Source organism: Actinomadura craniellae (assembly GCF_003289645.1).
GTDB classification, from domain to species: Bacteria; Actinomycetota; Actinomycetes; order Streptosporangiales; family Streptosporangiaceae; genus Actinomadura_D; species Actinomadura_D craniellae.
The window spans coordinates 38066-50464 of record NZ_QLYX01000003.1 but is presented as its reverse complement, the minus strand read 5'-3'; the positions used below and the strand labels follow the sequence as shown (position 1 = coordinate 50464).

At 72.6% G+C, this 12399-nt stretch carries 9 protein-coding genes; 2 read left to right on the top strand and 7 right to left on the bottom strand.

Annotated features, from left to right (window positions below; translation table 11 throughout):
• Window positions 1-6: 6 nt before the first annotated feature.
• The gene (locus DPM19_RS06895; RefSeq protein ID WP_199484907.1) at window positions 7-1476 is read right to left on the bottom strand and encodes an aldehyde dehydrogenase family protein; all 1470 of its coding nucleotides are present in this window, start codon (window positions 1474-1476) and stop codon (window positions 7-9) included.
• A gap of 13 nt (window positions 1477-1489) precedes the next feature.
• Window positions 1490-2431, bottom strand: coding sequence for a deoxyribose-phosphate aldolase (gene deoC / locus DPM19_RS06890; protein ID WP_111863987.1), 942 nt, complete (start codon window positions 2429-2431; stop codon window positions 1490-1492).
• A gap of 217 nt (window positions 2432-2648) precedes the next feature.
• On the opposite strand from deoC, the gene DPM19_RS06885 reads away from it, so the two are divergent.
• Window positions 2649-3431 (top strand): SAM-dependent methyltransferase, encoded by a 783-nt coding sequence (locus tag DPM19_RS06885; protein ID WP_233509947.1) that lies wholly within the window; start codon window positions 2649-2651, stop codon window positions 3429-3431.
• On the opposite strand, the gene DPM19_RS06880 is transcribed toward DPM19_RS06885, so the two are convergent.
• On the bottom strand, window positions 3376-4008 hold the full coding sequence (locus tag DPM19_RS06880; RefSeq protein ID WP_111863986.1) for a hypothetical protein: 633 nt from the start codon (window positions 4006-4008) through the stop codon (window positions 3376-3378). The genes DPM19_RS06885 and DPM19_RS06880 overlap by 56 nt on opposite strands.
• A 104-nt stretch (window positions 4009-4112) precedes the next feature.
• Window positions 4113-4769 (bottom strand): hypothetical protein, encoded by a 657-nt coding sequence (locus tag DPM19_RS06875; RefSeq protein WP_111863985.1) that lies wholly within the window; start codon window positions 4767-4769, stop codon window positions 4113-4115.
• A gap of 182 nt (window positions 4770-4951) precedes the next feature.
• Here DPM19_RS06875 and DPM19_RS36915 point away from each other — a divergent pair, with 182 nt between their 5' ends.
• Window positions 4952-7798 carry a helix-turn-helix transcriptional regulator gene (locus tag DPM19_RS36915; protein ID WP_111863984.1) on the top strand — a complete coding sequence of 949 codons (2847 nt, stop codon included), beginning with the start codon at window positions 4952-4954 and terminating at the stop codon, window positions 7796-7798.
• Between the two features lie 286 nt (window positions 7799-8084).
• Here DPM19_RS36915 and DPM19_RS06865 read toward each other — a convergent pair whose 3' ends face one another.
• From DPM19_RS06865 to DPM19_RS06855, 3 genes are all read right to left on the bottom strand, one after another.
• Entirely contained in the window at window positions 8085-8915 is an 831-nt protein-coding gene (locus DPM19_RS06865; protein ID WP_111863983.1) for a class I SAM-dependent methyltransferase, read from the bottom strand.
• A gap of 185 nt (window positions 8916-9100) precedes the next feature.
• Window positions 9101-10246 (bottom strand): acetyl-CoA C-acetyltransferase, encoded by a 1146-nt coding sequence (locus DPM19_RS06860; protein WP_111863982.1) that lies wholly within the window; start codon window positions 10244-10246, stop codon window positions 9101-9103.
• 115 nt (window positions 10247-10361) lie between these two features.
• On the bottom strand, window positions 10362-12350 hold the full coding sequence (locus DPM19_RS06855; RefSeq protein WP_111863981.1) for an MDR family MFS transporter: 1989 nt from the start codon (window positions 12348-12350) through the stop codon (window positions 10362-10364).
• Between the last annotated feature and the right edge of the window lie 49 nt (window positions 12351-12399).

The window sequence follows — 12399 nt, the reverse complement described above, 5'->3', positions numbered from 1 at the left end:
GTCCCCTCACCGCTGGGCGCCGGCCAGGTAGGCGCCCAGCCCGTGCCGGCCGCCCTCCCGACCGAAGCCGGACTCCCGGTAGCCGCCGAACGGCGCCGCCGGGTCGAACTTGTTGAACGTGTTGGCCCAGACCACGCCCGCGCGCAGCCGCTGCGCCGTCCACAGGATGCGCGAGCCCTTCTCGGTCCACACCCCGGCGGACAGGCCGTACGGCGTGTTGTTGGCCTTCTCCACCGCCTCCGCCGGGGTGCGGAAGGTCAGCACCGACAGCACCGGCCCGAAGATCTCCTCCCGGGCGATCCGGTGCGACTGGGCGACCCCGGTGAAGACCGTGGGCGCGAACCAGAAGCCGCGCGACGGCAGCTCGCACGGCGGCGACCAGCGCTCGGCGCCCTCCCGCTCGCCGATCTCCGACAGCGCCCGGATCCTCTCCAGTTGGGCGGCCGAGTTGATCGCCCCGATGTCGGTGTTCTTGTCCAGCGGGTCGCCGACCCGCAGCGTGGCCATCCGGACCTTCAGCCGGTCGAGCACCTCCTCGGCCACCGTCTCCTGGACGAGCAGCCGCGACCCGGCGCAGCACACGTGCCCCTGGTTGAAGAAGATCCCGTTGACGATGCCCTCCACCGCCTGGTCCAGCGGCGCGTCGTCGAAGACGATGTTGGCGGCCTTGCCACCCAGCTCCAGGGTGAGCCGCTTGGCCGTGCCGGCCACCGCCCGGGCGATCTGCTTGCCGACCTCGGTGGAGCCGGTGAAGGCCACCTTGTCGACGCCCGGGTGCTCCACCAGCAGCCGCCCGGTCTCGCCCGCCCCGGTGACGATGTTGACCACGCCCGGCGGCAGGTCGGCCTGCCGGCACAGCTCGGCGAAGGCCAGCGCGGTCAGCGGGGTCGTCTCGGCGGGCTTGAGCACCACGGTGTTGCCACAGGCCAGCGCGGGCGCGATCTTCCAGGCCAGCATCAGCAGCGGGAAGTTCCACGGGATGACCTGGGCGGCCACCCCCAGCGGGCGGGGGTCCGGGCCGTACCCGGCGTATTCCAGCTTGTCGGCCCAGCCCGCGTGGTAGAAGAAGTGCGCCGCCACCAGCGGCAGGTCCACGTCGCGCGACTCGCGGATCGGCTTGCCGTTGTCGATCGACTCCAGCACGGCGAGCTCGCGCGACCGCTCCTGGATCAGCCGGGCCAGCCGGTACAGGTACTTGGCCCGCTCCCGGCCCGGCATCGGGCCCCAGACCTCGTCGTGGGCCTTCCGGGCGGCGGCCACCGCCCGGTCGACGTCGGCGGCGTCCGCCCAGACGACCTCGGCCAGCGGCTCCTCGGTGGACGGGTCGATCGTCTTGCTGCGGGTCTCGCTCGACCCGTCGACCCACTCACCGCCGATGAACAGGCCGTATGCGGGCTTGATGTCGACGACGTCGCGCGACTCGGGCGCCGGCGCGTACTCGAACAGCGCGTCACCCCGAGGCACATCCGAACTCATGATCTAGACGCTCCTAGTCCAGGGTGAAGTAGTCGGGACCCGCGTACACGCCGGTGCGCAGCTTCTGCCGCTGCATCAGCAGGTCGTTGAGCAGGCTGGACGCGCCCAGCCGGAACGCGGCGGGGTCGAGCCAGTCGGGCCCGGCCGTCTCGTTGACCAGCACGAGGTACTTGATCGCGTCCTTGGTGGTGCGGATGCCGCCGGCGGGTTTGACCCCCACCCGGCGGCCCGTCCGCGCGCGGAAGTCACGGACCGCCTCCAGCATGACCAGCGTCACCGGCAGCGTCGCGGCGGGCGACAACTTGCCGGTGGAGGTCTTGATGAAGTCGGCCCCGGCGTGCATCGCCAGCCAGGACGCCCGCCGCACGTTGTCGTAGGTGGCGAGCTCACCGGTCTCGAAGATCACCTTGAGGTGGGCGTCGCCGCACGCCTCCCGGGTCGCCACGATCTCGTCCCAGACCTTCATGTAGTCCCCGGCCAGGAACGCGCCCCGGTCGATCACCATGTCGATCTCGGTGGCGCCGGCCGCGACCGCCGCCCGGGTGTCGGCCAGCTTGGCCTCCAGCGGGGCCCGGCCGGACGGGAACGCGGTGGCCACCGCCGCCACCCCGACGCCTGAGCCCTCGACCGCGCGCACCGCCTCGGCCACCAGGTCGGGGTAGACGCAGACGGCGGCCACCCGGGGCACCTCGGGGTCGGTGGGGTCCGGGTGGACGGCCTTGGCGCACATGGCCCGCACCTTGCCGGGCGTGTCGGCGCCCTCCAGGGTGGTCAGGTCGACCATGCCGATCGCCAGGTCGATGGCCTCCGCCTTGGCCGTGGTCTTGATTGATCGGGTGGCGAGGCGCGCGGCCCGTTCCTCGGCGCCCACCTGGTCCACTCCTGGCAGCCCGTGCAGGAACCGGCGCAGCGAGGCCGCGGACGCCGCGATGTCGGGCGAAGTCTCCGTTGACACCCCACAAGCATCGCGGAAGCAGGTCACTGGAACAAAACGGACCGCCACAACGGTGCTGACCCCGGCTGGTCAAGTTCTGCCGATCCGCGCGCCTTGCACGGTTCGCATCTCACTTATGTAAAGATCTTCGATCTCTGGCAGGAGAGCCGTCATGATGCACTTGGTACTTGATCGCCAGACTTCCCCGCTTCGGCGATCACTCGGCGAGGAGCCCGTTTTGCTTGATCCGAAGGTCCCCAGCGTCGCCCGGATGTACGACTACTTCCTCGGCGGCAAGGACAACTACGCCGTCGACAGGGACGCCTCCGAGGAACTGTCCAAGGCCGCGCCCAGCACCCGCGCCCTGGCGATCAACAACCGCAAGTTCCTCCAGCGGGCGGTGCGGTACGTGGCCGAGCAGGAGGGCATCCGGCAGTTCCTCGACCACGGCTCCGGCCTGCCCACCCAGGACAACGTCCACCAGATCGCGCAGCGGGTCGACCCGGACTCCAGCGTCGTCTACATCGACAACGACCCGGTGGTGCTGGCGCACGGCCGGGCACTGCTCGCCGACAACGACCGGACCACCGTCATCACCGCGGACATCCGCGACACCGACGGGATCATGTCCGACCCCGCGATCACCGAACTGCTCGACTTCTCCAAGCCGGTCGCCGCGCTGTTCGTCTCCGTACTGCACTGCATCCCCGACGGGGACGACCCCGCCGCGCTGGTCCGCCGGGTGATGGACCGGCTGGCCCCCGGCAGCATGCTGGTGATCAGCCACCTGGTCAGCGAGGACGACGAGGTGCGCAACCGGCTGACCGACTTCATGCTGACCGCCACCCAGAACAACTGGGGCCGGGTGCGCACCACCGCCGAAGTGAGCCCCTTCTTCAACGACCTCGAACTGGTCGACCCCGGCCTGGTCGAGATCTCCACCTGGCGCCCCAACCTGGGCGACGTCACCCAGCAGACCCTGGAGTGGATCGAGTTCGGCGGGGTCGCCCGGAAGAAGTAGCGGGATTGGTGCGGGTGACGTAGCGGAAGGGGAGGCCGCCGGGGGCGGCCAGCACTCCGCCAAAGCGGGTGTCGCCCGCGAACCACATGTGGTCGTGGGGGCCCTTGGAACCGGGCGGGAACGGGCCCTCCCAGCCCTCCTGCGGTGGGGGGAACGAGCAGTGGCTCTGGCCATCTGGTCGCAGCAGCACGACGCGGCCCTCCTTCGCCCAGTGGCGGCCGTTCGCGCGGCGTCCCTCGGCGGAGACCACCTGTACCTCCCGGGTGGCGCAGGGCCACACCTGCCAGCCGTAGGTGGTCAGGATGCGTCGTTCCTTGCGGCGGGCGCGGCGCCACAGCAGTGTTGGGACGCCGATCGCCGCGATCGCGAATCCCAGCCCCAGGGTGACCAGCACGGACAGCGGTGAGGTGGGGTCGCCGATGCGTGCCAGCAGGTAGCCGAGGAGCACCGCGTTGATGGCGGCCGCGAGGGCGCCCAGCCGGACCCCGCGTTCGCGGCGTTTGAGGATCGCCTCGACTCCGGGGGTGTCCAGGGCCCGGCCCGGCCGGATCTCGTAGCCGTACTCCTCGGCGATCATCACTGCGCTCCGATCTCGGGAAGCCGCACCGGTCGCGACAGGATGCCGGGCCGGGCCACCGGCCGCCCAGTGCCGGCGGCCCGGCCGCTCGTCCGGGGTTTGTGTCAGGTGGTCTGCTGCTGGCGGCCCAGGACCGCGCGGGAGGACGAGTTGTCGGTCTCCAGGCGGGTGCGGTCGCTGTACCAGGAGTACTGGACCTGGCCGTCGTCGCGCAGCCGCAGGGCCACGTACCCGGTCGGGACGGACGCGCAGTTGCCGCCCGCCTCGGCCCCCTTGGTGATCGTCTCGTAGAACACGATCTTGTCGGACGTCACCGAGTCCACCCGCAGCTCGCCGGAGCAGGCGAACCCGGTGTAGGTGGAGGTGCCCGACTCGGCGCCTTGCGTCAGCGTGATGGTGGCGGAGAATTCCTTTTTCGTACCACTTGAATTGTGGTAATAGCCCAGACCGTTCCAGACACCGGAGAAATTGGCCGGTACCGCGCGCGGATTGATCGACGGAGAGGCGGACACGGCGGTCGTGCGGGTGGGGTCCGGGTCCTCGTCGTCGCCGCCGAGCGTCACCACGACCACGGCGAGGAGGACGAACAGGGCCAGGGTCCCGACACCCAGGGAGATCAGCAGGGGTGCGGCGGACGAGCGGCGCGGCGGGCCAGGCTGGAACGGAGGGCCGGGCGGGCCGAACGGGCCGGGAGGACCAGGCGGACCAGGCGGATACGAGGGGAACTGCGGTCCCGGCGGGCCGGGGGGCGGTCCATACATAACGCGCTCCTGCAATTGCCGAAATGGCTTGGGCAGCCATTGGCGGGGGGCGTCCAGGCGGGATTCGTCGGGAACACCCAGTATGACGCCCTCGGCCCCGACCTGGTTGCTCCGGCAAGAGAGGAAAATTCACTTGTGCCCGCCTGGCATCCTGGTAGGACGAACCGGGCGCGAGGAGGACAGTGAGCACGCTGGTGGGTCGCTCGGCCGACCTCTCCCTGCTGGCGCAGGCGCTGGCCGACGCTCCCGGCGCGGTCCTGCTCGGCGGCGAGGCCGGCGTCGGCAAGACCCGGCTGATCCGCGAGTTCGGCACCCGCGCCGACGGCGCCCGGGTGCTGGTCGGGGGCTGCGTGGAGCTGGGCTCGGACGGCGGCCTCCCGTTCGCCCCCTTCACCGCGGTGCTGCGCCGGCTCGTCCGCGAACTCGGTACCGACGGGGTCACCGCACTGCTGCCCGGCCCGGCGACGGGGCTGGCCCGGCTGCTGCCCGAGTTCGGCGACCCCGGCACGAACACCGCCGAAGACCGGGCCCGGCTGTTCGAACTGGTGCTGACCCTGCTGGAGCGGCTGGCCGAGGACGGCCCCCTTGCCCTGGTGATCGAGGACGCGCACTGGGCCGACCGCTCCACCCACGACCTGCTCGCTTTCCTGGTCCGCAACCTCGACGGCCCGCGCCCGGTGCTGCTCGTCGTCACGTACCGCACCGACGAGCTGTACCGCGGGCACCGGCTGCGGACGCTGCTCGCCGAGCTCGACCGGATCGACCGGGTGCGCCGGCGGGAACTGGGCCGGCTGACCCGCACCGAGGTCGCCGACCTGGTCCGTGAGCTCACCGGCACCACGCCCGAGGCCGACCAGCTCGACCGCGTCTACCGGCGCAGCGAGGGCAACCCGCTGTTCGTGGAGTCCCTCGTGGACTGCGACGGCGGCATCGCCCGCGAGCTGCCCGAGTCGCTGCGCGACCTGCTGCTCGCCGCCGTCCGGCGGCTCCCCGAGGAGACCCAGGACCTGCTGCGGACGGCCAGCACCGGCGACACCCGCCTCGACCACGGGCTGCTGGCCGCCGTCACCGGCCTGGACGACGCCACGCTGACCCGGAGCCTGCGCCCGGCGGTCGAGGCCAACGTCCTGACCGTCGACGGCGACGGGTACGTGTTCCGGCACGCGCTGATCCGCGAGGCCGTGCACCGGGACCTGCTGCCCGGCGAGCACACCCGGCTGCACACCCGGTTCGCCGAGGCGCTGACGGCCGACCCGGCGCTGGTGCCGCGCGGCCGGGCCGCGGCGGAACTCGCCCTGCACTGGCACTCCGCGCACAACACCACCTGGGCGCTGATCAGCGCCTGGCAGGCCGCCACCGAGGCCTTCGCCGCCACCGCCCACGCCGAGGCGCTGAACATGCTCTCCCGGGTCCTGGAGCTGTGGGACCTGGTCCCGGACGCCGCGGAGCGGATCGGCGCCGGCCACGTCGAAGTCCAGGAGCGCGCGGTCGCCGCCGCGGACCTGAGCGGCGAGCACGAGCGGGGCATCAAGCTCGCCACCGCGGCGCTGCGGGAGGTCGAGCGGCTGCCGGACGCCGACCGGTGGCGGGCTCGCCTGCTGGAACAGCGCGGCCGGATGGCCGCCTCACTCGGCCGCTACCAGGAGGGCGTCACGGACCTGGAAGCGGCGGTCCGCGGCACACCGGCCGAGCCCGCGAGTGCCGAACGCGCCACCGTGCTGGTCGCGCTGGCCCGGGGCCTGCTCAAGGTGTCGGACTTCGCGGCCGGCCGCGCAGCGGCCGAAGAGGCCGTCGCGGTGGCCCGGCAGGCCGGTGACGCCGAGGCCGAGGCCGAGGCGCGGTGCGCTCTGCTCTGCTCCATCGACTCCTCGCACGACCCCGCAGCGCTGCTGGCCGAGGCGGACCGGATCGAGGAGGTCGCCCGGCGGGCCGGGACGTACTCTCCGCTGCTCCGCGTCTACGTCACCCGCTCGCACATCCTGGAAGGGACCGGGCGGCACTCCGCCGCGGCCGAGGTGGCGCGCGCCGGGATCGCGCTGGCCGGCGAGTACGGGCTCGGTCGGACCATGGGCACTTCCCTGGCCATCAACCAGGCTGAACCGCTGGTGTCGCTGGGCCGCTGGGACGAGGCGACGACCGTGCTCCGGCAGGCCCTCGACCAGGACCCGCCGCGCAGCCAGCAGGCGCTCCTGTGGCAGCTCGCCGGCGAGGTGGCGACCGCCCGCGGCGAGCTCGGCCAGGCCGCCGCCGCACTGGCCGCCGCCGAACCGGCGGTGCTCGGCCAGAGCCCGCCCTACTACGAGCACCTGCTGCCCGTGCTGCGGCTGACGGCCGCGCTGCGGTGGGCCGAGGGCGACCGGGCGGCGGCGCTGGCCGCGATCGAGCCGATGCTCGCCGACTTCGACTCCCCCGACCGGGAACGCTACCTGTGGCCCGGCCTGGTGGAGGGCGCCCGGATCTGCGCCGGTTCCGGCGACCGCGCCGCGTTCGCGGCGATCGAGGCGCGAGCCAAGTCGCTGCAGGTGCTGGACCCGGTCCAGGAGGCCCACCGGCTGACCTTCACCGCTCTCGCCGCCGAGATCCACGGCCGGCCTGACCCGGCCGCCTGGGACGCCGCGGCAGCCGCCTGGGAAGTGCTGGAACAGCTGTACCCGCTGGCCCGCGCGCTGGCGGACGGGGCCGCTGCGGCGCTGCCCGGCGACCGCGCGGGAGCCGCCGAGCGGCTGCGCCGGGCCGCGGAGGTCGCCCGGCAACTGGGCGCCCGCCCGCTCGGCGAACGCATCGCCGAGCTGTCGCGCCGGGCCCGGCCGGGCTCCGGGACGCCGCTGGGCCTGACCCCGCGCGAACTGGAGGTGCTGCGGCTGGTGGCCGAGGGACGGGCCAACCGCGAGATCGCCGCGGCACTGTTCATCTCGGCCAAGACCGTGAGCGTGCACGTGTCGAACATGCTGGCCAAGCTGGGGGTGGCGAGCCGCGGCGAGGCCGCCGCCACCGCCCACCGGCTGCGCCTGTTCGACCCGGCGCCCTGATCCCCGGCGCGCCCGCCACGGCCGCGCGGAACGCCTCCGGCCGCCGAACCCGCTGAAATCCGGCGGCGAGAACCGTCCCCTCCCGGGCTCCCGCCACCGGACCGTCGGACCACACGGGAACTACAGTGGCTGACCCTCCGGGGCCGCGGACCGGGTGCTTCCGCTGGGCAGAGAGGCGACCCGCGCCCCCGTCCGGTCGGCACGATTGTGGCCCGGGGGCGCGCCGGGACCCCCGGCGACGCGCGGCCGCTACCCAGTCATGCCCGGGACGCGACGATTTCCGGGATCACTTCCCGCCGGGGACCCGGGCCACACAGAGCACCGTCTGCCCGAACGGCGGGCGCACCACCCGCTCGATCGCGCGGGTGGTCGGGATGACCGTCCGGTCGTAGATCTTCACCAGCCGGGGGTCGGGGTAGCCCGCGCCGCCCCGCCGGACCGCCGCCCACCAGGCGATGCCGCCCAGGAAGTTGATCGGCTTGAGCACTTCGGGGACCAGCCCGGCCCCGCGCACCGAGGCGTTCAGGGTCTTCGGCGTGTAGCGGGTGACATGCCCGACCTTGCGGTCGAACTCGCCGTACAGCTGCATGTAGCCCGGCACCCAGATGACGATCCGGCCGCCCGGCTCGGTGACCGCGGCCAGGTCGCGCAGCGCCTGGACGTCGTCCTTGATGTGCTCCAGCACGTTCATCATGACGACGGTGTCGACCTTGCGCCGGATCGGCACGTCGGCGGGCAGCGCCAGGTCGAGCACCTCGACGTCGTCGTTGCCGTCGTAGCGCTTGCGCAGCTGCTCGACGCAGTACGGGTCGTTGTCGCTGACCGCCAGGTAGTCAAGCCGGCCGGCGAACTGCTCGGAGAAATGGCCCAGGCCGGAGCCGATCTCCAGCAGCGACCGCCCGACATGCGGCGCGACCATGTCGTACTCGTACTTGCGGTAGTTGCGGGCCTCGTCGCCGCCGAGGTGGTTCTCCAGCGCGCCCTCGCCGGCCGCGGGCTGGACCACGTCGCCGTCCGCGCCGGCCGCCGCGGGCGCGGGGCGGGCGGGGGCGTCCTTGCTGCCGAGCAGCTTCAGGAGAGTGCCGGCGATGCTCTTCTTCTGTGTTGATGACTGCATGGATTCCCGATCGCTGGGTGCGCTGTTCGCCGGATCGACGGGCCGGGGCGGTCGGGCACAGGGCCGATCTCGGGCACAAAGACCGCGTAAGTCTAACCGCCGGACGTGCTCCCCGCGCCCCGACCGCCCACCCCGAACCACCCGCGGGCGGCCGGGAGAACCCCGACCGCCCGCATCAACACAGCTCAGACGCGCTCGATGATGGTGGCGTTGGCCTGGCCGCCGCCCTCGCACATCGTCTGGAGGCCGTACCGGGCGCCGGTGCGCTCCAGCTCGTGGACGAGCTTGGTCATCAGGACGCCGCCGGTCGCGCCCAGCGGGTGGCCCAGCGCGATCGCGCCACCGTTGGGGTTGACCTTGGCCGGGTCGGCGCCGAGGTCCTTCTGCCAGGCCAGGACGACCGGGGCGAAGGCCTCGTTGATCTCGGTGACGTCGATGTCGTCGATCTTCAGGCCGCTCTTGGCCAGCGCCTTCTCCGTGGCCGGGATCGGGCCGGTCAGCATGTAGACCGGGTCCGAACCGCACAGCGCGAGGGTGTGGATCCGCGCCCGCGGGGTCAGGTTGTACTGCTTGACGGCCGCCTCGGAGGCGATCAGCAGCGCCGACGCGCCGACCGAGATCTGCGACGCGACCGCCGCGGTGAGCGCCCAGCCGTCGCGCAGCGGCTTGAGGCCGGCCATCTTCTCCAGGGTCGTGTCGGGGCGCGCGCCCTCGTCCTTGGCCAGCCCGGCGATCGGGGCGATCTCGCGGTCGAAGTAACCGGCCTCGATCGCCTGGGACGCCCGGCGGTGGCTCTCCAGGGAGAACTTCTCCAGGTCCTCGCGGGTCAGGCCCCATTTCTCGACCATCAGCTGCGCGCCGCGGAACTGGGAGATCTCCTGCGTGCCGTAGCGCTCGCCCCAGCCCTCGCCGTACGGGAAGGGCATGCCCTTCTCCATCGCCATCGCGACCGAGGAGCCCATGGGCACCATGGCCATCTGCTCGACGCCGGCCGCGACGACCAGGTCCTGGGTGCCGGACATGACGGCCTGGGCGGCGAAGTGCACCGCCTGCTGCGAGGAGCCGCACTGCCGGTCGATGGTGACGCCGGGGACGTTCTCCGGCAGCCCCGCCGACAGCCAGGCGGTGCGGGCGATGTCCAGCGACTGCGGGCCGACCTGCATGACGCAGCCCATGATCACGTCCTCGACGGCGGACGGGTCCACGCCGGTGCGGTCAACGAGCTCCTTGAGCACGTGCGCACCGAGGTCGGCGGGGTGAATGTCCTTCAGGGCACCCTTCTTGGTGCCGACAGGGGTACGGACCGCACCGACGATGTATGCCTCGGCCACGACGCCTCCAGTCTGGGTAGGGGTTCCGTCCCGAAACCGAGCGGGATTCGGTCAGTAGCAGATTACCTCTCCGCGACCCGAACGGTATATGACATCGGTCTCCGCCCTGCCTCTCTCACGGCCCCAGCACTGTCCGGTCGTGGACACCACCCACGTCCGCCCGCGACAACCCGGTCAGCAGGTCCACCAATTCGGGATGGCGCTCGGGCTCCCAGCCCGCCAGCAGCTCGGCCAGCCCGCCGCGGCGGGCCTCCGCCAGCCGGTCGGCCGCCACCAGCCCGGCACTGGTGATCGTCAGCCAGACCTCGTCCCGCTCGACGTACCCGGCCGCCACCAGCGGGTCGACACACCGGCGGCCCCGCTCGACCGGCACCTCCGCCTCGCCGGCCAGGTCCTGGCGGCGGATCACCAGTTCCCGGGCCACCCGGCACAGCGCCCACGCGCTGCCTGCCGACAGGTCGAACCCCGCCTTCCTGACCAGCCCCTCGTACAGCTCGCGGGCCGCCAGGTCGCGCCGCATCAACCGGGTCAGCGCCACCTCCAGCTCGGCCAGCGAGGAGCGCGCGGTGGGCGCGCAGCCCACCGCCTCGCCGAGGTCCTGCGACCGGCTGGTGGTCCGCAGCGGCAGCTCGCGCAGCACCCAGGCCAGCGCGAACCCGGCCACGGCCACCGGGACGGCCCAGGCGAACACGATCGAGATCGCGTCGCTGTAGGCGTGCAGGTACGGCTGCCTGTCCGGCTCCGGCAGCGTCCGGATCAGCGCCGGGTCGTTCGCGACGCGCTCCGGGTCCAGCCGGCCCGGCACCAGCGCCGTCAGGTTCCCGACCAGCCGGGACGCGAAGACCGCGCCGAACACCGACACGCCGAAGGCGCCGCCGATCGACCGGAAGAACGTCACGCCGGAGGTGGCCGCGCCCAGGTCCTCGTAGGGCACCGCGTTCTGCACCGCCAGGATCAGCACCTGCATGACCATGCCCAGCCCCAGGCCCAGCACCAGGAAGCGGGCGTTCATCGCCAGGTCCGACGTGGACTCGTCCATCGTGGACATCAGGTACAGGCCGAGCGCGGTGAACCCCATGCCGGCGATCGGATACATCTTGTAGCGGCCGTGGCGGGCGATCAGCCGGCCGCTGGTGACCGAGGTGAGGAGCAGGCCGAACACCATCGGCAGCAGGTGCACCCCGGACATCGTCGCCGAGATCCCGTGCACCACCTGGAGGAACAGCGGCAGGTAGGTCAGCGCCCCGAACATCACGAAGCCCACCACGAACGCCAGCCCGGAGCACACCGTGAAGACCTGCCGGCCGAACAGGTGCGGTGGCAGCACCGGCTCGACCGCGCGCCGCGCCGACCAGGCCCAGCCGAGGAGCAGGGCCACCGAGGCCAGGACGAGGCCGACGATCATCGCCGACCCCCAGGCGTACCGGGTGCCGCCCCAGGTGGCCGTCAGCACCAGGCAGACCGCCGCCGCGGCGAGCAGGGCCACGCCCGGGTAGTCGATGGCGTGCGACCTGCGCGGCTGCGGTGCCCGTAGCGCGACGGCCACCACGAACAGGGCCAGCACGCCCAGCGGCAGGTTGATGTAGAACACCCAGCGCCAGGTCAGGTGGTCGACGAAGAACCCGCCCAGCAGCGGCCCGAGCACGCTCGACACGCCGAAGACCGCACCGAACAGGCCCTGGTAGCGGCCCCGTTCCCGGGGCGGCACCACATCGCCCACGGTGGCCATGGCCAGCACGATCAGACCGCCGCCGCCGACGCCCTGCACCGCCCGGAAGGCGATCAGCTGGCCCATGCTCTGGGCCAGCCCGCACAGCGCCGAGCTCGCCAGGAACACCACGATCGCGAGCTGGAACAGGCGCTTGCGCCCGTACTGGTCACCGAGCTTGCCCCACAGCGGGGTGGCCGCCGTCGAGGCGAGCAGGTAGGCGGTGACCACCCAGGCCAGGTGCTCGGCGCCGCGCAGCTCGCCGACGATGGTGGGCAGCGCCGTGGAGACGATCGTCTGGTCCAGCGAGGCCAGCAGCATGCCCAGCATGAGCGCGCCGAGCACCGCGTACAGCTCGCGGCCGTGGAGCGCGGGCTCTTCGCTCGCCTCGGCCATCGCCGCGCCCCCGTCCCCTCGCCGGCGGTACGGGGCCCTACTACCCGGC

What these genes read in the sequence shown, in the direction of transcription:
- DPM19_RS06865 (WP_111863983.1), bottom strand. Translation starts at nt 8,915, where the DNA reads ATGCAGTCATCAACACAGAAGAAGAGCATCGCCGGCACTCTCCTGAAG.
- DPM19_RS06880 (WP_111863986.1), bottom strand. Translation starts at nt 4,008, where the DNA reads ATGATCGCCGAGGAGTACGGCTACGAGATCCGGCCGGGCCGGGCCCTG.
- DPM19_RS06895 (WP_199484907.1), bottom strand. Translation starts at nt 1,476, where the DNA reads ATGAGTTCGGATGTGCCTCGGGGTGACGCGCTGTTCGAGTACGCGCCG.
- DPM19_RS06875 (WP_111863985.1), bottom strand. Translation starts at nt 4,769, where the DNA reads ATGTATGGACCGCCCCCCGGCCCGCCGGGACCGCAGTTCCCCTCGTAT.
- DPM19_RS06855 (WP_111863981.1), bottom strand. Translation starts at nt 12,350, where the DNA reads ATGGCCGAGGCGAGCGAAGAGCCCGCGCTCCACGGCCGCGAGCTGTAC.